The 23,849-nt window shown below is 68.0% G+C and carries 20 protein-coding genes; 5 read left to right on the plus strand and 15 right to left on the minus strand.

Annotated features, from left to right (window positions below):
• The first annotated feature begins 10 nt into the window (after positions 1-10).
• On the plus strand, positions 11-631 hold the full coding sequence (locus tag V9K99_RS31255) for a GNAT family N-acetyltransferase (RefSeq protein WP_337008940.1): 621 nt from the start codon (positions 11-13) through the stop codon (positions 629-631).
• Here the strand turns inward: V9K99_RS31255 and V9K99_RS31260 are convergent.
• Positions 620-1,591, minus strand: coding sequence for a GlxA family transcriptional regulator (locus V9K99_RS31260; RefSeq protein ID WP_337008942.1), 972 nt, complete (start codon positions 1,589-1,591; stop codon positions 620-622). The genes V9K99_RS31255 and V9K99_RS31260 overlap by 12 nt on opposite strands.
• Before the next feature lie 53 nt (positions 1,592-1,644).
• On the opposite strand from V9K99_RS31260, the gene V9K99_RS31265 reads away from it, so the two are divergent.
• Positions 1,645-2,040 carry a cupin domain-containing protein gene (locus V9K99_RS31265; RefSeq protein ID WP_337008944.1) on the plus strand — a complete coding sequence of 132 codons (396 nt, stop codon included), beginning with the start codon at positions 1,645-1,647 and terminating at the stop codon, positions 2,038-2,040.
• Between the two features lie 66 nt (positions 2,041-2,106).
• Here V9K99_RS31265 and V9K99_RS31270 read toward each other — a convergent pair whose 3' ends face one another.
• Both V9K99_RS31270 and V9K99_RS31275 read right to left on the minus strand, forming a co-directional pair.
• A complete protein-coding gene (locus V9K99_RS31270) occupies positions 2,107-2,535 on the minus strand; it encodes a VOC family protein (RefSeq protein WP_337008946.1) in 429 nt (142 codons plus the stop codon).
• Complete coding sequence (locus V9K99_RS31275; protein WP_337008948.1) at positions 2,522-3,100, minus strand: DinB family protein; 579 nt, start codon at positions 3,098-3,100, stop codon at positions 2,522-2,524. The genes V9K99_RS31270 and V9K99_RS31275 overlap by 14 nt, the downstream gene beginning before the upstream one ends.
• 171 nt (positions 3,101-3,271) lie before the next feature.
• On the opposite strand from V9K99_RS31275, the gene V9K99_RS31280 reads away from it, so the two are divergent.
• Complete coding sequence (locus tag V9K99_RS31280) at positions 3,272-4,999, plus strand: alpha/beta hydrolase (RefSeq protein WP_337008950.1); 1,728 nt, start codon at positions 3,272-3,274, stop codon at positions 4,997-4,999.
• A 503-nt stretch (positions 5,000-5,502) separates the two neighbouring features.
• Here the strand turns inward: V9K99_RS31280 and V9K99_RS31285 are convergent.
• The 8 genes from V9K99_RS31285 to V9K99_RS31320 all read right to left on the minus strand — a co-directional run bounded on the left by V9K99_RS31285 (position 5,503) and on the right by V9K99_RS31320 (position 15,083).
• Positions 5,503-7,953 carry an ATP-binding protein gene (locus tag V9K99_RS31285; RefSeq protein ID WP_337008952.1) on the minus strand — a complete coding sequence of 817 codons (2,451 nt, stop codon included), beginning with the start codon at positions 7,951-7,953 and terminating at the stop codon, positions 5,503-5,505.
• A gap of 180 nt (positions 7,954-8,133) precedes the next feature.
• Positions 8,134-8,589 (minus strand): hypothetical protein, encoded by a 456-nt coding sequence (locus V9K99_RS31290; RefSeq protein ID WP_337008954.1) that lies wholly within the window; start codon positions 8,587-8,589, stop codon positions 8,134-8,136.
• A gap of 12 nt (positions 8,590-8,601) precedes the next feature.
• Positions 8,602-9,348 (minus strand): 4-hydroxy-tetrahydrodipicolinate reductase, encoded by a 747-nt coding sequence (gene dapB, locus V9K99_RS31295; RefSeq protein ID WP_337008956.1) that lies wholly within the window; start codon positions 9,346-9,348, stop codon positions 8,602-8,604.
• Positions 9,349-9,397: 49 nt separating this feature from the next.
• Entirely contained in the window at positions 9,398-11,233 is a 1,836-nt protein-coding gene (locus V9K99_RS31300; RefSeq protein ID WP_337008958.1) for a hypothetical protein, read from the minus strand.
• A gap of 35 nt (positions 11,234-11,268) precedes the next feature.
• Positions 11,269-12,273 (minus strand): ABC transporter ATP-binding protein, encoded by a 1,005-nt coding sequence (locus tag V9K99_RS31305; protein ID WP_337008960.1) that lies wholly within the window; start codon positions 12,271-12,273, stop codon positions 11,269-11,271.
• The gene (locus tag V9K99_RS31310) at positions 12,273-13,271 is read right to left on the minus strand and encodes an ABC transporter ATP-binding protein (RefSeq protein ID WP_337008962.1); all 999 of its coding nucleotides are present in this window, start codon (positions 13,269-13,271) and stop codon (positions 12,273-12,275) included. Before V9K99_RS31310 ends, V9K99_RS31305 begins: the two co-directional genes overlap by 1 nt.
• On the minus strand, positions 13,268-14,164 hold the full coding sequence (locus V9K99_RS31315; RefSeq protein WP_337008964.1) for an ABC transporter permease: 897 nt from the start codon (positions 14,162-14,164) through the stop codon (positions 13,268-13,270). The genes V9K99_RS31310 and V9K99_RS31315 overlap by 4 nt, the downstream gene beginning before the upstream one ends.
• Positions 14,157-15,083 (minus strand): ABC transporter permease, encoded by a 927-nt coding sequence (locus V9K99_RS31320; RefSeq protein WP_337008966.1) that lies wholly within the window; start codon positions 15,081-15,083, stop codon positions 14,157-14,159. The genes V9K99_RS31315 and V9K99_RS31320 overlap by 8 nt, the downstream gene beginning before the upstream one ends.
• 191 nt (positions 15,084-15,274) lie before the next feature.
• Between V9K99_RS31320 and V9K99_RS31325 the strand changes: the two genes are divergently transcribed.
• Positions 15,275-16,384, plus strand: a complete 1,110-nt coding sequence (locus V9K99_RS31325) for an RNA-guided endonuclease InsQ/TnpB family protein (RefSeq protein WP_337008968.1) — start codon at positions 15,275-15,277, stop codon at positions 16,382-16,384.
• Positions 16,385-16,420: 36 nt separating this feature from the next.
• On the opposite strand, the gene V9K99_RS31330 is transcribed toward V9K99_RS31325, so the two are convergent.
• Positions 16,421-18,004, minus strand: a complete 1,584-nt coding sequence (locus tag V9K99_RS31330; RefSeq protein WP_337008970.1) for a peptide ABC transporter substrate-binding protein — start codon at positions 18,002-18,004, stop codon at positions 16,421-16,423.
• A gap of 402 nt (positions 18,005-18,406) precedes the next feature.
• Here V9K99_RS31330 and V9K99_RS31335 point away from each other — a divergent pair, with 402 nt between their 5' ends.
• On the plus strand, positions 18,407-18,610 hold the full coding sequence (locus V9K99_RS31335) for a hypothetical protein (RefSeq protein WP_337008972.1): 204 nt from the start codon (positions 18,407-18,409) through the stop codon (positions 18,608-18,610).
• Between the two features lie 31 nt (positions 18,611-18,641).
• On the opposite strand, the gene V9K99_RS31340 is transcribed toward V9K99_RS31335, so the two are convergent.
• From V9K99_RS31340 to V9K99_RS31350, 3 genes are all read right to left on the minus strand, one after another.
• Complete coding sequence (locus tag V9K99_RS31340) at positions 18,642-20,033, minus strand: FAD-binding oxidoreductase (RefSeq protein ID WP_337008974.1); 1,392 nt, start codon at positions 20,031-20,033, stop codon at positions 18,642-18,644.
• A gap of 77 nt (positions 20,034-20,110) precedes the next feature.
• Positions 20,111-21,424 (minus strand): M16 family metallopeptidase, encoded by a 1,314-nt coding sequence (locus V9K99_RS31345; RefSeq protein WP_337008976.1) that lies wholly within the window; start codon positions 21,422-21,424, stop codon positions 20,111-20,113.
• Positions 21,421-23,640, minus strand: a complete 2,220-nt coding sequence (locus tag V9K99_RS31350; protein WP_337009026.1) for a polyribonucleotide nucleotidyltransferase — start codon at positions 23,638-23,640, stop codon at positions 21,421-21,423. The genes V9K99_RS31345 and V9K99_RS31350 overlap by 4 nt, the downstream gene beginning before the upstream one ends.
• Positions 23,641-23,849 lie beyond the last annotated feature (209 nt).

Below are 23,849 nucleotides of genomic sequence, written 5' to 3' on the forward strand. Positions count from 1 at the left end.
GTTTGGGAGGATGGTGGGCGTGAGTGACTTCGGCGTACCGGAACCTGCCAGCTTGTCGGATCTGTCCGGCGTGGACGAGACGCCGGTGGCGGAGACGAGTGTGCGGCTGGCGCTTCCGGCTGAGGCGAACGAGATCGGCGAGATCCAGGTCGCGGCCTGGCGGACGTCGTACGCCGGACTGCTGCCGGTGGATGTGCTCGCCGACCTCAACCCCGCGCAGTTCGCGGCCCAGTGGCGGGCTGCGCTGATCGCTCCGGGCGAAGCCCGCAATCGAGTGATGGTCGCACTGGCCGGCCGGACGCTGGTCGGGTTCGCCGCGATCACCCCGTCGGACGACCCGGACGGCGATCCGCAGCGGGACGCGTTGATCGCCGAGCTCGCGATCAAGCCCGAGGCAACCCGGGCCGGCCACGGTTCACGCCTCCTCAACGCGGTCGTCGACACCGTCCGCGCCGACGGCTTCAGCCGGGTCACCGTCTGGGTCAACTCGACCGACGACGTCCTGCGCGCCTTCTACACCGAAGCCGGCTGGGCCCCCGACGGCGCCCACCGCGAACTCGACCTGTACGGCGACGAGTCAGTCCGCATCAAGCAAATCCGCCTCCACACCGACCCGACTTCAACCGACTGACCGGAGTGCGAAGCGCCGGCGGTACTCGCTGGGCGTCAGACCGGTGGTGCGTTTCAGCTGGATTCTGAGGTTGGCCGCCGTACCGAGGCCGCAGCTCCTCGCGATCCCCTCCAGCCTCACCTCGCCGCGTTCGAGCAGGCGGCAGGCGAGCGCCACTCGCTCGCGGGTCAGCCATGCCAGCGGCGTCGTACCCAACTCGGCCTGGAACCGCCGATGCAACGTTGCCTGACTCACCGCGGCGTGGGCAGCGATGCCGGCCACCGTCAGCGGACTCCCCACGCGCTCACGCGCCCACTCGAGCAAGGGCGCCAGTGAGGTATCCGCGACCGCCGGCACCGGCTGGTCGATGAACTGTCGCTGCCCACCGTTCCGGTGCGCGGTGAAGACCAGCCGTCTGCTCACCGCGTTCGCCACCTCGGCACCATGGTCGGTCCGGATCAGGTGCAGCCCGAGATCGAGTGCCGCCGCACTTCCGGCCGCGGTCAGAACGTTGCCGTCGTCAACGAACAGGACATCGGGCAGCAACTCGACCTGCGGATAGAGCCGCCGGAACGTGCCGGTCCATCGCCAGTGGGTGGTCGCCCGCCGTCCGTCCAGCACCCCAGCCGCCGCCAGCGTGAACGAACCCGTGCAGAAACTCACCAACCGCGCTCCCCGCCGCTCGGCCCGCCGGATCACCTCCAGTACGGCGGCCGACGGCGGCACCTCGGGATCGGGGCGATTCGGCACGATCACCGTGTCCGCGACATCGGCCTGGTCGAGGCCCGCGACACCGGTCAGCGTGAAGAACCCGGAATGCATGCGGACCGACGGGTCCGGCGTACACAGGCTGAACTCGTACCACTCCCGGTCCAGCTCCGGCCGGCGCAGGCCGAACAGTTCGGTCGCGACGCCGAGCTCGAACGGGTTCGAGCCGTCGTCGACGATCACGGCGACGCGGTGCGAGGATTCTTTCGGCATCTGTCATTTCTAGCACTCACGCCCCGTCCGCGCACCCGGCAAGACTGGACGGCATGAGCAACGAACCGATCGATCTGCAGGCCGTGCTGAAAACCTTCGACGACCTCTGGAGCCCGCGGATCGCCGCGCGGATCAACGACTACGACGTCCGCGTGACGAAGGTGGCGGGCTCGTACATCTGGCACGTGCACGACACCACCGACGAGTTTTTCCTGGTCCTCGACGGCGAACTGGGCATCGCCGTCCGCGACCCGGACGAGCGGGTCGTCTCCCTCTCCCCGGGCCAGGTGTTCGTCGTACCGCGCGGCGTCTACCACCGGCCGTTCTCCGACACCGGCGCCTCGATCGTCGTCATCGAACCCGCCGGCATCCCCACCACCGGCGACCTCCATGACCCCATCCCCGACCACATCTCCACCCACACCGGCCTCGAGTTGCGCGCCGAGTAGACCTCGACCTTCCGGAAGCGGGGACTGTCGACCCGTTCCGCCAGTACGACGTGACCGTCGCCCCCCTCAGGCCAGGCAGAACTCGTTTCCTTCGGGGTCTCGCATGATGATGTGGTCATCGAGGCGGGTTGCGACGGTGGCGCCGAGGGTGGTCAGGCGGGCGGCTTCGGACTCGATCGCGGTACGGCGGGCGTCGCCGTCGAGGCCGGGGGCGACTTTGATGTCGAGGTGGACGCGGTTCTTGACCTGCTTCGATTCCGGGACCTGGAGGAAGAAGATGTCCGGGCGCGTGCCGCGGTCCTTGTCGACCAGGGTGCGGCCGGCGTTGCGCTGTTCGACCGGGATGTTGTTGGCGTCGGCCCACTCGTCCCAGGTCGCGAAGCCTTCCGGGACGCCGACCGGGAAGTCGTACCCACCCAACGCGGCCATCCAGAACCGGGCGACCCGATCCGGATCCGCGCAGTCGAAAACGATGTGCAAATCAAACGACGGCACGGCGATCACCCCCGACACCGGCGCGATAAAGGTCGCGGAGCAAACAGATCTCGGCGCCGTGGTGCATCGCCTCGCGGTTCACGTGAGTGATCAGGCCGAGCATGGTGTCGTCGGCGAAGTAGGCACCCTTCGGGCCGAGCGGCTGGTTCAGCGCGTCCTCGTCGAGGCCCCGGATCGCCTCGTTCCACCGGCGGTACCAGTGCTCGAGGAACGCCAGCCCGTCGGCCGCCGTACCCGGTAGGTCGGCCGGGATGTGCCGCGGGTCGAACATGTCGGCGTCGTCCGGCACACTCCCGTCCCCGAAGAACGTGCTCACCCGGGTCGCGAAGCAGCCGACTCCGACATGCACCAACCGCCAGGCGATCGTCGTCAGCGGTGGTGGATCCGGCACCGGGTCCTCGTGGTCGACGACGATCCGCCCACTCTCGTCGGGCCGCACCGACCACGCGCCCTCGGCCGGCTCCCACAGGTACTCGTCATCCGTCAGCCCCTGAAGCCGCGGCCACAGATGGAACTCCCAGTAGAACTCCAACTGCCCGATCACCAGGTCGCCACACCCCGCCATGCCAACTCCCTTCCGAGCCAGTGCGGAAGACCCTAGAGCCCGCCGCCGACAAACTGCACGGCCATAGCACGGGGGTGATTTGCGACGGGCCGGGGGTGGTGCTCGACCAGCACAGCAGGGCATGACAGATTGTCACGGTCCGATCACGCATGGCCATCTGCTGGAGTCTGCATGAAGTACCTCACCCTGGCCGTCGGCCTAGGGCTGTCCGCTGCTGCCGTTCTCGTCGTGCCGGGATCCGGTGCGACCGCCTCGATGGACGAGGCGACCGTGGTCGACCGGGCCCATCCGGTGGCCAATCGGTACCTGAAACAGAAACCGGTGTGGCTACCGTGCGGCGACGAGGTGTACCGGACGTACTGCGCCAAGATCACCGCGCCCCGCGACTGGGCCAACCAGTACTCCGGCAACGACATCCAGATCGCGGTCAGCAAGGTCGCCCCGGTGAAGGGCAAGCCGAGCCGCGTGGTCTTCGGCAACCCGGGCGGACCAGGTGGAGCCGGTCTCGGCATGGCGCCGTACCTGGCCAGTCAGGCACCGCTGGCCAAGGACCACCTCACCGTCGGGTTCGACCCGCGAGGCACCGGTGACAGCACGAACGTCACCTGCCAGGGCGAGCCCGGGTACACGATGGACGCGCGCGACCGCGACCCCTGGAACCTCGAGCTGATCGCGGAGGCGTCGCGGCTCAGCCAGCCGTACTGCGACCGCCAGTCCCGCGGCCTGCTGCCATACGTGAACACCGCGCAGACCGTGCAGGACATGGACCTGATCCGCCAGCTGCTCGGCTTCGACAAGATCGACTTCGTCGGGTACTCCGGCGGCACCTGGATGGGGGCGTACTACCAGACGTACTTCCCGCAGCACGTCGGCCGCTTCGTACTGGACTCCAACACCGACTTCACCAAGCCCTGGATCAACACGTTCGTCGCGCAGCCGCAGGGGTTCGAGCGCCGGTTCCGCGAGGACTTCGCGCCCTGGGCGGCCAAGTACGACGGCCAGCTGAAGCTCGGCGACTCGCCACGCACGGTGATCAGGACCTACGAGAAGCTCCGAGCGGCGCTGAAGAAGCAGCCGGCGGTCGAGGAGTTCCTGGACGGCTCGATCAAGATCAGCTACGACCAGAACACCCTGGACGAGATCGTCTCCGGGGATATGTATACAAAACTCGACTTTTATTCGCTCGCGATCGACATGGCATTTCTTCGCGACCTTTCCGCCACCCAGACCAAGGGCGGTCCGCGCGCCGCGCAGCGGAAAGTAGACGCATTGTCGCCGGCTCGCCAGCACGAGCTGGTACGACGCGCTTCCCGCGACACCGTCGGCCTGCGTCCACTCGGCCGGGTCGTCGGTGACGATGCCGAAGGTGCGACCTTCACGGCGGTCACCTGCAACGACACCCCGTGGCCGCAGGGCCGCGAGTACGGCGAGCGGCTGGCCAGCCGGTTCGGGCCGAAGTACCCCTTGCTCGGCTGGGGCATGAGCGAGAACCCCTGCTTCTACTGGAACCGCCCCAACCTGACCATGCCGCAGCCCACCGGCCAGGGCCTTCCGACCACGTTGATGGTCCAGTCGGTGCACGATCCGGCGACCAACTACTCGCTCGCGGTGTCGGCGCACAGCCGGTACGCCGGGTCCCGGCTCGTCACCGTCACCCGCGAGGGCGACCACGGCATCTACGGCGGCGTGAACAAGTGCGCCGACAAGATCGTCAACACGTTCCTCACCACCGGCAAGGCGCCGGCCAAGGACGTCACCTGCGTCGGCGAGGGCATCCCGGCCCCGGCACCGCAGACACCCGAGTACGGCGAAGGCACCGGACAGCAGGAGTACGGCGACAGCACGCCGCTGCGCCGGATCGCGGGATTCACCAAAGCCGTCTCCGGATATCTGCACTGAGGCTGCGTAATTCCGCAAAGGTTTCACCCGGCGGACGTTTAAAGGCCACCGGCGGAGCAGCTCCCAGCCAGTGCCCGAAAGGGCAGGAAAACCGCACGACCCCGGACGTTTTCGCCTACGCTCGGGAATTCCGCGATCACCGTCGGCAAAGGCCGCGGAAGGCCTTCGTTGTCAGGACATATTTGTCAGGGCGATGTCAGGGTTTCGTCCCTGTGCGACAGAGCGTGATTTCGGCAACCTTGTGTCAGCGCGGAGGAACCAGACGTCGACTGGGAGGGCTCGACGACAGGTGACATCGCCGACGTGGCTTCGGCCGGCTGTGAGGTGGGGGGACTGCCTGGGGGGTCAGACAGGGACACAGCCGGCCGGGTCCGTCACGCCGATCCCGCGCTCTCAGATCCCTCGCGGGGTACCGTCGATCCCCCAGGTCGTGGTGCCTCGCGAGGCAACCATCCGATCAGCAGACCTGGTGGACTGCTGATCGGGCTTTTTTGTGCCCGAGATCAGAGCCGACCAGTGTGTTTGGCGCTAGGGCTGCTCGAGCCAGGTGGGTAGCCGTCGGCCACGGCGGCGAGCGGAGCGGCTCGGCCGGCCGACCAGGCTGTTCGGAAGGCCCGGCGATCAAGCGACTGCTCGATCGCGGTCCGGGTCGCCAGGTAGTCGGCCTTCTCGACCTCCGGCACCGGCGCACTGATCACCTCACGGACCCCGTCGGCGGCTCCAAGCAGGAACGCGGCGTACTCGCTCCTCCCTCGCTGCTGAGCAACCGACGCCAGTTCCTCGAGCACACTGGCCGATCGCCACCGGTCGCCCAGGTCGCGATGCTCGGCAAGGCTTTCGTCCAGCAGATGTACAGCGCGCTCCGTCAGCCCGCGGCGTCGTTCGACGATGCCGAGCTGGTTCAGCGACCAGGCGACACCTTCGCGGTACCCGAGCCGCTGGGACAGCGCCAGGCTCTCCTGCAGCAGGTCCTCCGCCTCGATCAACTCACCGCTGTACTGCGCGATGGTCCCCAGGCTGATCAGCGACCACGCGAGCCCTTCACCGTCACCCAGCAGCCGGAAGCTGTCCCGCGCCCGGCGACACCGCCGAGCACCGACCTCCAGATCACCACGCAACCAGGCGACGAAGCCCAAGTGGTTGTGTGCCCAGGCCATCCCCGACCGGTCGCCGAGACTCTCGTACAGGTCGTAGCTCTCGCAGTGCAGGTCCTCCGCGGCCGCGTAGTCCCCACGCTCGCGGGCGACCCCACCGAGTCGTTGCAGTACGAGCGCCGTACCGGCTGCGTCGTCCAGCTCCTTGTACTGCTCCAAAGCCGTCTGCAGTCGTGCGGTTGCGGCGTCGTACTCGCACTGGAGGAAGGCGAGCATCCCTGCACCCAGGTTCGCCTTCGCACGGACCGGAGCGAGGTCCTCGGTCTCCGACGCCGGGACAGTGTCCGCCAGCGCCAGTGCACGTTCCAGCCACTGACCGCCCTCTGCGTAGTGGCCACGCAGGTAGCAGAAGAGCCAGAGGCCACCGGCCAACCGCAGTGCCTCGGGCACCGACCTCGTCCGCAGCGACCACGCCATGGCGGCCCGGAGGTTGTCCAGCTCGCCGTCGAGCCGTTCGAGCCACTGCGCCTGGTTCACACCCCGCAGCTGACCCTCCGCCTCCTCGGCCAGGCCGATGTAGAAGTGCGCGTGTCGACGCGCAGCCTCCTCCGCCATGCCCGCGGCTGCCAGCCGATCGGCGGCGAATTCACGGATCACCGCGAGCATGTAGTACCTCGCGGCACCGCTGCGCCGGGTGACTCGGATCAGCGACTTGTCCACCAGTCGTCCGGTCAGGTCCAGCGCCTCCGCCCGGTCCAGCGGACCCGGTGAGGGCTGACCGGACATGACAGTGGCGGCCGCGCTCAACGTCCACCCACCGACGAACACCGACAGCTGCGCGAACACCGCCCGCTCCGCCGGCGTCAGCAGGTCGTGGCTCCACTCGATCGCGCCGTACATGGACTGCTGGCGCGGTGACGCCGTCCGCGATCCACCGGCCAGGATGCCGAACGAGGTCTCCAGCTCGGACGCCAGCTCCTCGATCGTCATCACGTTCGTCCGGGCCGCGGCCAACTCGATCGCGAGCGGCATGCCCTCCAGGCGCCGTACCACCCGAGCAACTTGGTCGATCTGCCCGTCCACGTCGTACCCACGGGCGGTGGCCCGGTCGACGAAAAGGCGTACGGCGGCCGACGACTCGAGCTGATCCTCGTCGTGCGGCAGAGCCAGCGCCGGTACGACGTACACGCTCTCGCCCGGGACACGCAGGAGCTCACGGCTGGACGCGAGAATCGACAGGTTCGGGCAGTACTCCAGCAGCGCGGCACAGATCTGCCCGACCGTCGCGACGACGTGAGAGCAGTTGTCCAGCACCAGCAGCATGGTCCGGCGGCCGATCTGCGCGGCGATCGTCTCGACCGCGCTGGCGTTGTCCATCGGGTGCAGACCGGTCGAGGCCGCGACGGCCGGGACCACACCGGCTGGGTCGGTGAGAGAAGCGAGTGGAACCCAGCAGATACCGTCCTGGAAGCTGTCCTCCAGTTCACCCGCCAGCGCCAGTGTCAGACGTGTCTTGCCAACGCCGCCCGGCCCGGTGAGCGTCAGCAACCGCGTGATCCGTTGCCCCAGCAAACGTTTGGTTGCGGTGAGTTCGGTGGTGCGGCCGATCAGCTCGTTCGGCGGTACGGGTGGCCGGCGCAGTTGTGGCTGCGGGGACTCGGTGTCGCGACGGGCTGCGTTGGTGAGCTGGGTACGGTCCGATGCGCCGAGGCGAAGGGCGTCCGCCAGCAAGCGCAGTGTGTGTGCTCGGGGCGCGCGACGGCGTCCCCGCTCCAGCGCCGCGATCGCGTCAACGCTCAGACCGGCGAGCTCGGCCAGACCCTCCTGCGACAACCCGGCATCACGCCGGTGCTTTCGCAACAGACCGCCGAAACCTGCCCCCTGCACGTCATCCGAGCCGCGGCGAGACCCGTCTGATGGCACAGGACGGCTCCACCCAGTCTCCGACCTCCACGTGGCCGGTTGCCACGCGCCTTCCCCTGAAAGTATCCCGTTTCACACCACGTTGTCAGTTACCTTGCGAACCTTGACGGCCAACTCTCAGGTAACACCCGGCTGGTCACGGTCGTGATGGGCGATCGCCGTACGCATGGTGGAGCGGGCGCGTCTGCGATCGCCGGCCGCGTCGTAGGCGGTGGACAACCGGAACCAGACCCGCCAATCCTCGGGCGCGGCCTCGGCCTCCGCCTTGTACTTCCCGAAGGCCGCATCGGCGGCGGTCCGGTCGATCCGCCCGGACGGCCGGCGCGGCAGATCGTCGACCGGCAGCCCGCCCGCCGCCTCCAACTCACGTGCCAACGCCTCGGTACGACGACCGAACTGCAACTCACGCCAGACCAGGTACGCCCCGAGCAGCGGAATCACCAGTACGGCGATGCCGAGAACGACGGCCACCGGATCACCGGTGCCGATCAGCAGCACCCCGCGCCAGCCGAGCAGTCCGGCGTACGCGACGAAGACGACCGCGATCACGATCGCCGCCCGCTTCGCGGTCACAACGCACTCACGTCAGTCGAGGTCCATGAAGTGCTCGAGGCCGACGGTGAGCCCGGGCGCGTCGCCGATCCGGCGGACGCCGAGCAGGACGCCGGCCATGAACGAGACCCGGGCCATCGAGTCGTGCCGGATCGTCAGCGTCTCGCCGATGTCACCGAACAGCACCTCCTGGTGCGCGATCAGCCCGCGGAGCCGGACGCCGTGCACCCGGATCCCGTCGACATCCGCACCGCGCGCGCCGTCCAGCGACGTGGTGGTGGCGTCCGGGATCGGCCCGGCACCGGCCTCCCGGCGGGCTTCGGCGACCAGTTCCGCGGTACGGCGGGCCGTACCCGACGGAGCGTCGACCTTGTCCGGGTGGTGCAACTCGATGATCTCGACCGACTCGTAGTACCGCGCGGCCTTGGCGGCGAACTGCATCATGAGTACGGCGCCGATCGAGAAGTTCGGCGCGATCAGGACACCGGTCCCCGGGCTCTTGTCCAGCAGACCCCGCAGTGTCGCGAGCCGGTCCTCGTCGAACCCGGTGGTACCGACGACCGCGTGGATGCCGTGCTCGATGCACCAGGCCAGGTTGTCCATCACCACCTCGGGACGGGTGAAGTCGACCACCACCTGGGCGCCGGCCGCGGTCAGCGCGTCCAACTCGTCGCCCTGGTCGAGCCGCGCGACCAGCTCGCAGTCGTCGGCTTCTTCCACCGCGAGGCACGTCTGAGCGCCCATCTTGCCCTTGGCCCCCAGCACACCGACCTTGATCATCCGCAACCTTTCGACTGACGTTCGACCGCCCAAGGATCTCATCAGGCGTTCAGGGTGTTTTGGTGACCCGCTCGTTGCGCGGCACGTAGACCTGCAGGTTCATCGTCTTCTGCGGCGGCGCGAGTAGTTCGTAGTCGGCGGTGAAGTCCAGCGCGCAGGCCCGCAGCGCGGTGATCTCGACGTCGGAGATGCGCCGGTTCAGCAGGATGATCGGCGGCCGGCCCGGGCTCCACGGCTGGCCGTGCTGGCATGCCTCCTCGATCCCGGCCGCGGTCCGGTTGCGCTCCTTCGGCGCGACCCACGCCTCGCCGACCGGCCTGCCCTGGAGTACCAAGACGAGCCCGGCCATCTTGTCGAAGGCGAGGATCGGCCGTCCCGGCGGCTGGAGGTACGGCCGCAGCTCGGCCTCGAGCTTCGCGTAGTTCCGCGCCGCCGAGGGCTGGATGTAGACGCCCTTCAACGGCGCCAGCGTGGCCGGCTCGGTCAGTTCTTTGTGGCCGACCGAGCGATACGGGTGCAGGAACATCCCGCTGTAGGAGATCGAGGCCACCGCCACCAGCGACGCCACCGTGACCAGACCGACCGTCAGCCGCGCCAGCAGCGGAACGGCCCAGATCCCGGTCACCACCGCGATCATCACCGCGACCCACGCGGCGAACGCGTTGAAGCCGATCGTGTACAGCGGGTTGTTCGTCCCGAACGCCTGCACCAACGGCAACACCCCGAGCAGCCCGAGGACGACCCAGCCGCGTGCCTTCTCCCGGCTCAGCGTCGACCGCCGGGTCAGCCCGTACCGACCGGCGACCACAGCGGCGACGGCGGTCACCAATGCCACGAGTACGGCGGCAAGCAGCGTCACTGTGTAGTCCGAGGTGTGGGCCGATCCGCCGACCGCGGCATCGTCGACGACAACCCGCCGTACCGAAAGCACGAAACCCACCACCGCAAGCACTGCGGCCGCGATCCGCAGCCACCGCCATCGGCCGATCACCGCGACGGCGGCCGCGATCAGCAGAACCGCGTGCTCGCGGAGCGTCCGGCCCAGCAGTTCGAGACCGGTCGACCAGTAGACCTGCAGCAACGCGGTCGGCGAGTACGACGTCTCCGCGATGAACCTGTTCACGGCCATGATCCCCGGCACCGCGACGTTCAGCCGGACCACGAACAGCTGCACCACGAGGGCCGCGATCCCCAGCCCGGCCACGGCGAACCCGATGCCTCGGGCAACCGCTTGCAGCCCTTGTCCGGACAGCACGATCAGGGCGGCGATCACGATCAGCCCGATCAGCACGACCGACGTCCACTTCGCCAGCACCATCACGCCGATCACCACACCGGCGATCATCAGCACCCAGAACGGCACCGGCGTCCCGCGATCCACCGCGGTCGCCATCCACAGCACGCACGCGACCAGCGTCAGCGCCCCGAGCAGGATGACGTCGTTGTACCCGGGCGACATCGGCAGCCAGCTGTAACACATCCCGCCGGCCGCGAGGATGGTCGCGATCCCGGCCAGCTCCCACAGCCTGGTCGGCGGCGCACCCGGTCGTCTCCCCCGCAGCCAGCGCATGAAGCTGTACCCGAACAGCAGGTGTACGACGACCACGGTCAGCAACCGGAAGAACCGGAGCCGGACGACGTCGTACCCGAGCCACTCGAAGATCGGCCCATAGAGGTACTGCACGCCGGTCAGCGCCAGCGGGTTCTCGTCCCACCACCGGTAGGACAGCAGGTAGTAGCCCTCGTCGGTGAGGTCGAAACCCTCGTTCGCGACCCGTCCCGCGGTCAGCACCCACCACGCGGCGAGCCCACCCGCGACCACGATGACGCCAAGCAGCAACACCGTCTGCCGACGCAGCGTGCTACTCCCGGCCACCGACTCCACGGCCGACACCTTAGGCCATCACACTCGAGTTACCTTCAGGCGCTGGCTGCCGGGGTGTAGGAGGTCTGGGCGTCCTCGGCGAAGTGGCAGGACACGGCCTGCCCGGACGGGATGAGCCGAAGCTGTGGTTCCTCCGTGCTGCATCGGGACTCTGCCCGCAGGCAGCGGGTGTGGAAGCGGCAGCCGGACGGCGGCATCACCGGTGACGGCGGGTCGCCGGCCAGCACGATCCGCTTGCGGCCCTGCCGGGCCAGACCGGGCTCGGCCGACAGCAGCGCCTGGGTGTACGGATGCGCTGGTACGTCGTACACCTGCTGGTGCTCGCCCAGCTCGGCGACCCGGCCGAGGTACATCACCGCGACCCGGTCCGAGACGTGGCGTACGACGGACAGGTCGTGGGCGACGAAGATGATGCTCAGACCGAGCTCCCGCTGCAGCCGCATCAGCAGGTTCACCACCTGGGCCTGGACCGAGAGGTCGAGGGCGGACACCGGCTCGTCGCACAGCAGCACGTCCGGGTTGAGCGCGATCGCCCGGGCGATCCCGATCCGCTGCCGCTGCCCGCCGGAGAACTGATGCGGGAACTTCGTCTCGTCCTCGGCCCGCAGCCCGACCAGTTCGAGCAACTCCTGGACACGCTTCCTGATGTCCAGACCGCGCGAGACATCCGGATGGACCTCGAGTGGCTCGGCCACGATCTCGCCGACCCGCATCCGCGGATTCAGGCTCGAGTACGGATCCTGGAACACCACCTGGACGTTCCGCCGCCACCGGCGCAGGTCGCGGCTCCTCAGCTTGCTCACGTCGACCCCGCCGTACGAGATCTCGCCCGCGGTCGGCTTCTCCAGCGCGGCGAGCAGCCGGACCAGCGTCGACTTCCCGCACCCGGACTCGCCGACGATGCCGAGCGACTCCCCTTTGCGCAGGGTCAGATCGACGCCGTCGACCGCCCGGACCAGCGTCTTGGTCCCGAAGCTCAGCGCCGGGCTGATGTCGTAATGCTTCACCAGACCCGTTGCCACCAGCAACTCGTCGGCCATCACACCGCCTCCTTGGCACTGATCGTCGTACGACGGATGCACGCGGCATCACGACCTGGTCCGACGGTGAGCAGCGGCGGCATCTCCGACGCGCAGTCGTCGATCGCGATCGGACACCGGGGCCGGAACGCGCAGCCGGACGGGATCGCCCGCAACGACGGCGGCGTGCCGGGGATCGTCGGCAACTCCTGACCCTTCAGGTCCGCCGACGGCATCGAGCCGAGCAGACCTTCGGTGTAGGGATGCACCGGGTACTCCAGCGCCGCCGCGGTCGAGGCTCGCTCGACGACGTGACCGGCGTACATGACGACCACGTTGTCCGCGACATCCGACACCACGCCGAGGTCGTGGGTGATCAGGACGACACCCATGTCCCGCTCGGCCTGCAGCTCCGCGATCAGCTCGAGGATCTGCGCCTGCACGGTGACGTCGAGCGCGGTCGTCGGCTCGTCCGCAATCAGTACGTCGGGATCGAGCGCGAGCGCCATCGCCAGCATCACCCGCTGTCGCATGCCGCCGGAGAACTCGTGCGGGAAGTCGCGCACCCGGCTCGCCGCGGCCGGGATCCGCACCTGGTCGAGCATCTCCGCAGCCCGCTTCAGCGCTTCCCGCTTCGACATCCCGCGGTGCACCCGGTAGCACTCGGCGATCTGAGTGCCGACCGACTGGACCGGGTTCAGCGCCGACAACGAGTCCTGGAACACCATGGTGATCCGGTCGCCGACGATCTTGCGCCGTTCCTTCGTGGTCATCCCAATCAGGTCCGCACCGCGGTACTCCGCCGTACCGGAGACGATCCGGCCCGGCGGCATCTCCAGGATCCCGGTCAGCGCCTGGGTCGACACGCTCTTGCCCGACCCCGACTCCCCCAGGATCGCCAGCGTCTCCCCGGCCCGCACCTGCCACGAGACACCGTCCACGGCTCGCACCGGCCCACGCGGGGTGTCGAACTCGACGGTCAGATTGTCGACTTTCAGCAATACTTCACCGGTCGTCATCGCAGCAGTTTCGGGTCGAGGGCGTCGCGGATCGAGTCGCCGATGATCATGAACGAGATCGTCATCGTCGAGATGAACAGCGCCGGCCAGATGAACAGGTGTGGGGTGTCCCGGTACGACGCCGCGACGCCGAACTGTGAACCCCAGGAGATCGACGGCGGCTGCAACCCGACCCCGAGGAAGGTCAGCGCCGCCTCCAGGCCGACCATGCCGCCGATGCCGAGCGTGGTCATCGCCAGCAGCGGCGCCATCGCGTTCGGGAACACGTGTTTGCGCAGGATCCGCACCGGCGGCACCCCGATCGACCGGGCCGCCAGCACGTACTCGCGGTTGCGCACCGAGAACACCGTGGCCCGCATCAGCCGCATCCCGCCCGGCCAGCCGATCAGCAGGATGACGCCGACGATGATCCAGATGCTGCGATCCGGCACCGAGTTGAGGATCACGATCAGGACGACGATGCCCGGAATGCTGAACAGTACGTCGGCGGTCCGCGAGATCAGCCCGTCGACGAACCCCGGGAAGTAGCCGGCCAGCAGACCGAGCGATCCGGCCAGCACGAACACCCCGAAGCTGGCGCAGATACTGACCAGCACCGACGGGCGGGCGCCGTACACCACGTTCGCGAAGTAGTCGCAGCCCTGGATGTCGTAGCCGAACAGGTGCCCGGGGCTGCGGCCCTGCCGGCTCTTGGTCAGCTCGCAGAACCGGGGATCGACGGAGGTGAACAGCTTCGGCACCGCCGCCATGGTGAAGAACAGCAGCAACAACAGGCTGCAGACGACGAACTGTGGTTTGCGGAGCAGCGCCCGCAGCAACTCCCGGTTCGACAGGGTTCTGCCGTCGCCGAGCTCCTGTGCCTCGGCGCCGACCACCGCCTGGATCTCAGACATTGCGCACCCTCGGGTCCAGGACGCCGTACAGGAGATCGACCAGCAGGTTGATCAGGATGAACGAGATGAAGGCCAGGGTCGACAGCAGCACCACCACACCGCCTTCCTTCAGCTTGATCGCCTGGAACATGAACTGACCCAGGCCGGGCAGGTTGAAGATGCTCTCGGTGATGATCGCCCCGCCGAACATGCCGGCCAGGTCGATCCCGATGAACGTGACCACCGGCAGCAGAGCGTTCGGCAGGATGTGCCGCCAGAGCACCCGCTGCTCCCCCAGCCCCTTGGCCCGCGCCGTCTTCACGAAGTCGGCGTTCACCGTCTCCACGATCGACGTCCGCATCAGCCGGGCCAGTCCGGCGAACCCGAGGAGGCCGATCACCAACGCCGGCAGCAGATACGACCTGGGGAACCCTTCGAGCACTCCGGAGACCGGGAACCACTTCAGCTCGACTCCGAACAGGTACTGCGCGGCGAAGTACGCCACCAGCCCCGGCACCGCGAGCAGCACCAGGGTTGCCAGCAGCAACGACTTGTCGATCAGGCCGTTGCGCTTGAACCCGGCGTAGATCCCGAAGAACAGCCCGAGCGTCCACTGGAACGCGTTCGCCAGCAGGGTCAGCTTGAGCGTGACCGGGATCCGCAACGCCAACTGATCGCGGATGTCCGCGCCGGCGAACGTCGTACCGAAGTTGCCGGTGAGGATGTCCTTCATGCTCAGCAGGTACTGGACGATGAAGGGATCGTCGAGATGGAACTGGGCCTGTTTGGCCGCCAGCACGGCGGCCGGAATCGGCTTGTCACCGGCCAGTTCCCGCAGGGGGTCCCCTGGCATCGCGAACACGAGCGCGAAGACCCCCAGCGTGACGATCACCCCGATCGGAATCGCCGCCAACGCGCGACGAAGAACGAACCGGATCACTTGAGTCGTCGCGGTGAAAACCCGACTTTCGGGGTGGGGAGGAACCGCGACTGCCTCCCTTCGGGGATCGAGGACTGTCGGTCCCAGCTGATTGGGTAGATGGCATGTCCAGATTCCGGTTGTGCCCGACTCCCGCGCAGCAAGCTGGCTTGCTGCGGCAGTGCGGGCACGCCTGAACCGTGTGGAACCTGGTGCTTGAGCAGTGGTCGATGTGGACTCGCGACAAAGGACCGACGCCCGGCTTCGCGGAGCAGTGCCGGCAGCTGACCGAGGCGCGCGCGGCGTTCGACTGGCTGCGCACCGGGTCGCAGACCGTGCAACAGCAGGCGCTGCGGGACTTCAACGAGGCCGTCAAGCACTTCCACACAGGCACGCATCGACGGCCGACCTGGCGCAAGGAGGGGCTGCACGAGGGATTCCGCATCGTCGGTCCGCAGGCGCGACGCGTTGAACAGCTGAACCGGAAGTGGGCACGGGTGCTGGTGCCCAAGGTTGGCTGGGTGAAGTTCCGGCAATCCCGTGCCATCCCGGACGCGAAGTCGTACAGGGTTACCCGCGACCGGGCCGGCAGGTGGCACCTCGCGTTCGCCGTCATCCCTCCGCCGATCCCCGCACCGGGCACGGGCGAGGTCGTCGGCGTAGACCGCGGCGTCACCGTCTCCGCCGCACTGTCCACTGGAGAGATGCTGACCTGCCCCGGCCTGTCGGACCGTGAGCAGGTTCGGCTGAAACACCTGCAACGCCGGCTTGTCCGCTGCCGTCATGGTTCCAACCGGCGTCGGCGCGTGAAGGCCGCGATTGCCAAGCTGTCTGTCCGTGCCGCCGACCGTCGCAAGGACTGGGTGGAGAAGACGAGCACCGACCTCGCTCGACGCTTCGACATCATCCGGGTCGAAGACCTCCGCGTCGCCCAGATGACTAGGCGCCCAAGGCCCAAACCTGATCCCAAACGACCCGGGAGGTATCTGCCGAACCGTCGCCGTGCCAAAGCCGGACTCAACCGCGGCATCCTGGCAAACGGCTGGGGACTGCTCGTCCGACGCCTCGAGCACAAGGCCGCGGGGCGGGTCGAGAAAATCAACGCTGCGTACACGTCGCTGACCTGCAGCGTGTGCAGACACTGCACACCGGAAAACCGCGAGAACCAAGCGGTCTTCCGGTGTGCAGCCTGCGGACACCAGGCCAACGCGGACGTGAACGCGGCAGTGAACATCGCGGCCGGACGGGCCGTCAGCGCACGCCGAGAGACGCCACCACGGGTCTCGCCGAAGCGTGAACCTCAACACGCTACCTCCGCGTAGTTGGTTGTCCTCCCCATCCCCAGGACGGGGAGGACGTCAATTGAATGTGGCGTAGAGCGCCGAGACGCCGACGTACTTGGAGACTCGCGGCTCGATCTTGGCCGAGTGGAGATAGGCGTTCGACTTGGTGTAGAGCGGGATCAGCGGCATGTCCTCGAGCGCGATGTCCTCGGCCTGCTGGTAGATCGCGATCGCCTTCTCCGAGTCCGGCTCGGCGTCACCCTTGGCCAGTACGGCGTCCAGCGCCGGGTTGTTGTAGCCAGAGAAGTTCGCGTCACCGTTGGACTTGAACATCGGCGTCAGGTAGTCCTCGATCGACGGGTAGTCGTGACCCCAGCCGCTGAACCGCAGACCGTCCAGCTTGCGGGTGTCGGCCAGCTCGGTGATCTCCGAACCCTGCTTGCCGGTGTACTTCACCTCGAGGCCGAGGTTCTGCCGGAGCATGTTGCCGATCGCCTCGGCGAAGATCTGGCCGGTCGCCGACGTGGTGTTGTAGTTGATGTTCAGCGGACCGGAGAAGCCGCCGGCCTCCTGCAGCAACTGCTTGGCCTTGGCCGCGTCGAAATCGCAGTACTTGCAGGCGTTGTCGCGGTAGCCGGCCATGTCCGGCGCGATCAGACCCTTGGCCGGCTCGGCGAGGCCGACCAGGTCGGCGTACGCCTTCCGGTCGATCGCCATCGAGAAGGCGTGCCGCAGCTTCGGGTTCTTGAACCGCGGGTCCCAGGCCGGGATGACCAGGTAGTTCGCGCCGGAGCTGACACTCGTCACCCACTGGTCCGGCGCGTCGGTCTTGAAGCTCTTCACCTTGGTGGACGGCACGTCGACGAAGTCAACGTTGCCGGCCAGGAACTCGTTGTACGCCGTGTCCGCGTTCGGGATGAACCGGTAGGTGATGGCGTCGGCCTCGGGCGCGTTCGGGCCCTTGTAGCCGTCCCACTTGACCAGCTTGATGTCGTCACCGGCGTTCCAGGTGCCGTCCAGCTTGTAGGGACCGTTGCCGATCGGCTTGCGCTTGTAGGCGTCCGGGTTCTTCCGCACCTCCTCCGGCAGCGGGGCCAGGCCGAGGTACTGCAGGGTCAGGCCGAACTGCGAGAACGGTACCTTGAGCTTGACCGAGAAGGTCAGCTCGTCGATCAGCTTGAGGCCGCTCAGCGTCTTCACCGCGGTCGGCTTCGGGGTCGCGCCGTCCGGGGTCGGCGGGTTCAGAGCGTCGTACCCGTCGACCTTGGAGAAGAAGCCGTTGTTCTTCCACGCGTTCGAGCCCTGCGCGGTCATGTTCCAGCTGTCCACGTAGTCCTTGGCGGTCAGCGGCTGGCCGTTCTGGAACGTGTTGCCGGGCTTGAGCTTGATCGTCCAGGTCTGGCTGGCCTTGTCCGGCGTGACCGAGTCGGCCAGCACGTTGACGGTCTTGCCGGTGTTCGGGTCGGTCGTCACCAGCGGGGCGAACATCGCCATCGCGACCTGGATCCCGGGACTGCCGTTCTCGTTCAGCGGGTTGATGTACTCCAGCGGGTCGGCGGCGATCGCGATGATCTCGCTCTTGCTTCCGGAGCCGCCGCTACCGCTGCTGCTCTTGCCGTCACCACAGGAGGCCAGCACCAGCGCCAAGCCGAGTGCCACCCCCACAACCCCAGTCAGACGTCGCACGGTCGAACCAACTTCCTCGGCGGGAGGGCCGCTAGGCGGGCGGATCAAGCGCCAATGTTCGCTGGTCATAACTGCGCATGTCAACGTTGTCAGTCGCAAAGCGGCGGCGTGTAACTCAGGCGTTACTTTCCCAAGACCTCAGACGACCACCGGGAACCACCGCACAACCGCCCGACCTTAATCCGATAACCACGACTAGTCATCAGACGAAACCGCAAATCTTGATCAGATCCGTTTGTGCACACAAATGCGCAGTCGCTGCTAGCACCGAGTGCCGCGACGAGCGCGCTGAGTTGCCACTGTGGTCTCGTGGGCAGGCTCGCGGACTGCACGCAGCCGCACATTCGACCCGCTTGGCCACATAGGATCGGCGCCATGGTCTACGAGCCGATGAGTCGCCGCGCCGTCGTTCGTTTCGCCGTGACTGGCGCGGTGCTCACCGTCGCCGGGCTGCTGCTGCGGTCGGTGAGCATCGGCGTCGCGGTGGGGGCGTTCCTGCTGGCGGTCGGCCTGTTCGGGCTGGCCGGCTACGGCATGCTCGACCGGTTGGTCGACAGGCGGAAGCGAGCCCGCCGCTAACTCAGTCAGCGGCGGGCGACCCAGGCCCGGCTCAGTGGGGTGGGATGTTCTGGTTGAGGTGGAAGAGGTTGTCCGGGTCGTATTTGCGCTTCAGGTCCTTCAGTCGGTCGTACGTCGAGGCGCCGTACGCGGACCGGATCCGGTCCGCGCCCTCGTCGCCGAGGAAGTTGATGTACGTGCCGGACTGATGCGGCTCGATCGCCCGCCAGGAGTCGCGCACCCATTCGCGCTCCGCAGGGAACTTTTCCGCGTCGTTGGTCGCACCGACGAAGTTGAAGGCGTGGCCACTCGTCCGGTCGGCGAACGCCGTGGCGTCCGAAGGCACCCGGGAGATCGCGCCACCGAGCTGGAAGATCGCGTACGACGTCAGCGGTGAGTTGATCGCCAGACCGCGCGCGGAGGCGACGTCGACCACCTCGTCGGACAGTGCGGCGACGTCGCAGGCACGCATGTAGTACCACCATCCGTGCGGGAAGCTGGGGTCGAACATCGACTGGTGAGCCACGAACGGCTTCGGCTGGCAGAGATCCACCATCGGTGGCGCGAAGGCCTTCAGAGGCGCGATCACCCGCTCGCCGTCTTCGACCGAACCCGCGTAGCACGCGACCACCACCACGACGGGGCGGCCGTGGAACTCGGTCGGAATCGCCGGCACGGCCGCAACCCACCGGTGGATCACTGCGGTGGTCAGCTCGTCCGGAACGTCGGTGATCCAGTCACGGTAGAAGCGCAGCAACTCCGGCGACTTCTCCATCGGCCACATCATCGGGCCGGCGTAGACGATCGGCCCGACTGGGTGCAGCCGGAACTCGAACTCGGTGACGATGCCGAAGTTCCCGCCGCCGCCCCGGATCCCCCAGAACAGGTCGGCGTTGACGTCCTCACTCGCGGTCACCAGTTCGCCGTCGGCGGTGACCACATCGACCGAGAGCAAGTTGTCGATGGTCAGCCCGTACTTGCGCATCAGCCAGCCGATCCCGCCGCCCAGCGTGAGCCCGGCGAGGCCGGTGTGGGTGACGATGCCGGCCGGAGTCGCGAGGCCGAACGCCTGGGTCTCGCGGTCGAGCTCCCCCAGCAGAACACCCGCCTGCGCCCGGGCGGTACGCCGTACCGGATCAACCCGGATGCCCTTCAAATGCGCCAGGTCCAGCACGATGCCGCCGTCGCAGGTCGAGTGTCCAGGGAAGCTGTGGCCGCCGCCGCGGACCGCCACCGGGAGTCCGGTACGGCGGGCGAACGCGAGCGCGGACCGGATATCGGCCACCCCGGTGCAGCGGGCGATCAGACCGGGCCGACGGTCGATCGACCCGTTCCAGACTTTCCGAAGATCGTCGTACGACGGCTCCCCCGGATGGACCAGCTCGCCGCGGAAATCCGCCGTCAGCACCTCGAGTGCATGCGTGTCCCAGGTAATCGTGCTCATGGCCGACTCCCCCTGCCTGTCCCCCCAGGCCATCCCTCTGGCCAGTCTGCGCCTGCTCCAGAGACCTGTCGAGGTGCTCAGAGGGTGAAGGCGGTGGTGTCCTCGTCGAAGGGGCCCATGACGGTGAGGGCGGGGGTGCCGGCGTAGAGGTTGGCGGCTAGTTGGGTGACGTCGTCGAGGGTGACGGCGTCGATGCGGTGCAGGATCTCGTCGACGGTGGGCAGCTCGCCGTAGACGAGTTCGGCCTTGGCGATCCGGGTCATCTTGGCGCCGGTGTCCTCCAGGCCCATCACCACCGAGCCGCGCATCTGGCCTTTGCCACGGAGCAGTTCGTCCGGAGTGATGTTGCCGCTGGCAATCGACTCCAGCTCGGACCGGACCACGTCGAGGACCTCGCCGGCCTTCTTCGGCAGGCAGCCCGCGTACACGCCGACCATGCCGGAATCGGCGTACGCCGAACCGAAGGTGAAGACCGAGTAGGCCAGACCGCGCTTCTCCCGGACCTCCTGGAACAGCCGCGACGACATGCCGCCACCGACGATCCCGTGCAGTACACCGGCGACGTACCGCCGCTCGTCGTTCCGCACCAGTCCCGGCATCCCGAGCACCAGGTGCGCCTGCTCGACATCACGGTGGTGCACTCGCACTCCGCCGTACGTCGGAACGCGTCGAGCCGCACCACGTCGTACTGGGGCCGGCTCGGCTTCGCTGGTCACCCAGTGCCGCTCGAAGGCCTTGCGAACAAGGCGGACGACGTCGGCGTGGTCGACGTTGCCGGCGACCGAGACGACGATGTTGGCTGGCTTGTAGCGGCGGCGGTACCACCCGGCGACCTGCTCGCGAGACAGTCCGGCAACGGATTCCGGCGTACCGGTGATGGAGCGGCCCAGCGGCGACTCGCCCCAGAGCTGCTCGGCGAAGAGGTCGTGGATGTGGTCCGACGTCTCGTCGGCGTGCATCGCGATCTCTTCGTCGATGACGTCGCGCTCACTCTCCACGTCCGCCGCGGTCAGTGTGGCGGACGTGATCATGTCGCAGATGACGTCGACCGCGAGCGGCAGGTCGGAGTCGAGCACCCGGGCGTAGTAGCAGGTGTACTCCTTGCCGGTGAACGCGTTCATCTCGCCGCCGACCGCGTCGATCGCGGAGGAGATCTCCAGCGCGTCGCGGCGCTCGGTGCCCTTGAACAGCAGGTGCTCGAGGAAGTGGGTCGCGCCGGCCAGCTGCTCCGGCTCGTCCCGCGAGCCGACGCCGACCCAGACGCCGAACGTGACCGAGCGGAAGCCCGGTACCGACTGGGACAGCACACGGAGCCCGGAGGGCAGGACGGTCCGTTTCACCGGACCGCCCGCCTCCGGGCTCAGCAGTGTGCTGGTGATCGCTCGGGTCACTCGGCGGACTCGGCCTCAGCCTTCTCGTCCGACTTCTTGTCCTCCTCGACCACCGGGATCAGCGACAGCTTGCCCCGGTCGTCGATCTCGGCGATCTCGACCTGCAGCTTCTGGCCGACGGACAGCACGTCCTCGACCGCCTCGACCCGCTTGCCGCCGGCCAGGCCGCGCAGCTTCGAGATGTGCAGCAGGCCGTCCTTGCCCGGCAGCAGGCTGATGAACGCACCGAAGTTGGTCGTCTTCACGACCGTGCCCAGGTAGCGCTCGCCCTTCTCCGGCATGGTCGGGTTCGCGATCGCGTTGATCGCGGCCCGGGCCGCCTCGGCCGACGGACCGTCGGTCGCGCCGATGTAGACGGTGCCGTCGTCCTCGATCGAGATGTCGGCGCCGGTGTCCTCGGTGATCTGGTTGATCATCTTGCCCTTCGGGCCGATGACCTCGCCGATCTTGTCGACCGGGACCTTCACCGAGATGACCCGCGGCGCGAACTCGCTCATCTCACCCGGCGCGTCGATGGCCTTGGCCATCACGTCCAGGATGGTGAGCCGGGCGTCCTTCGCCTGGGTCAGCGCGCCGGCCAGCACGCTGGCCGGGATGCCGTCCAGCTTGGTGTCCAGCTGCAGGGCGGTGACGAAGTCCTTCGTACCGGCGACCTTGAAGTCCATGTCGCCGAACGCGTCCTCCGCGCCCAGGATGTCGGTCAGCGCGACGTACTCGGTCTCGCCGTCGACCTCACCGGAGATCAGGCCCATTGCGATACCGGCGACCGGGGCCTTCAGCGGCACACCGGCCGACAGCAGCGACAGCGTCGAGGCGCAGACCGACCCCATCGAGGTGGAGCCGTTCGAGCCGAGCGCCTCGGACACCTGACGCAGCGCGTACGGGAAGTCCTCGCGCGACGGCAGCACCGGCACCAGGGCCCGCTCGGCCAGCGCGCCGTGACCGATCTCGCGGCGCTTCGGCGAACCCACCCGGCCGGTCTCACCGGTCGAGTACGGCGGGAAGTTGTAGTTGTGCATGTAGCGCTTGCGCGTCTCCGGGGAGAGCGTGTCCAGCTGCTGCTCCATCCGGAGCATGTTCAGCGTGGTGACACCCATGATCTGGGTCTCGCCGCGCTCGAACAGCGCCGAACCGTGCACCCGCGGCAGCACCCGCACCTGCGCCTTGAGCGGCCGGATGTCGGCCAGCCCGCGGCCGTCGATGCGGACCTTGTCCTTGAGCACCCGCTGCCGGACCAGCTTCTTGGTCAGCGACCGGAACGCCGCGGACAGCTCCTTCTCGCGACCCTCGAAGTCGGCGGCCAGCTTGTCCACCACGGCGGCCTTGACCGCGTCGGTGGCGTCCTCACGCTCGTGCTTGCCGGCGATGGTCAGCGCCTGGCTGAGCTCCTCGGTGGCCGCGGCCTCGACGGCGGCGAACGCGTCCTCCTGGTAGTCCGGGAAGACCGGGAACTCGGCGGTCGGCTTGGAGGCCTTGGCCGCCAGCTCGGACTGCGCGTCGACCAGGGTCTTGATGAAGCCCTTGGCGGCCTCGAGGCCCTCGGCGACGACCTCCTCGGTCGGCGCCTGCTTGCCGGCGGCGACGGCGTCGAACGTGCCCGGGGTGGACTCGGCCTCGACCATCATGATCGCGACCTCACCGGAGTCGGTGACGCGACCGGCGACGACCATGTCGAAGACGGCGTCCTCGAGCTCGGTGTGGGTCGGGAACGCCACCCACTGCTGGTCGATCAGGCCGACGCGGACAGCGCCGATCGGGCCCGAGAACGGCAGCCCGGCGATCTGGGTGGACATCGACGCGGCGTTGATCGCGAGCACGTCGTACAGCGTGTCCGGGTTCAGCGCCAGGACGGTGATGACGACCTGGATCTCGTTGCGCAGGCCGGACACGAACGACGGCCGCAGCGGGCGGTCGATCAGCCGGCAGGTCAGGATGGCCTCCTCGGACGGGCGGCCCTCCCGGCGGAAGAACGAGCCGGGGATGCGGCCCGCGGCGTACATCCGCTCCTCGACGTCGACCGTCAACGGGAAGAAGTCGAACTGGTCCTTGGGCTTCTTGCTGGCCGTGGTGGCCGACAGCACCATCGTGTCGCCGTCGAGGTACGCGGCGGCCGAACCGGCGGCCTGCTGGGCCAGACGGCCCGTCTCGAAGCGGATGGTGCGGGTGCCGAAGCTGCCGTTGTCGATCACGGCTTCAGCGAATTCGGTGCCCTCCATGGGCGTACCGGTGGATCCCGACACGGGATACCCCTTTCCTCTTGCAGTCCGAATGACTGCCTCACAGAGACCCACACCCTGTGGGTCTCTCGGTGAGACGACTGCGAGGCGCGAGCTCCTGGGGTTGCCGGTCTTCGATCGAGGCCCGCGGGAGTTTCTGCTCCCGAAAGCCACTACCGAGGACCGGTCTCCTCCGCCACGCGTTTCGC

Origin of the sequence: Kribbella sp. CCNWLW201, assembly GCF_037203805.1 — a bacterium.
Taxonomy (GTDB): Bacteria; Actinomycetota; Actinomycetes; order Propionibacteriales; family Kribbellaceae; genus Kribbella.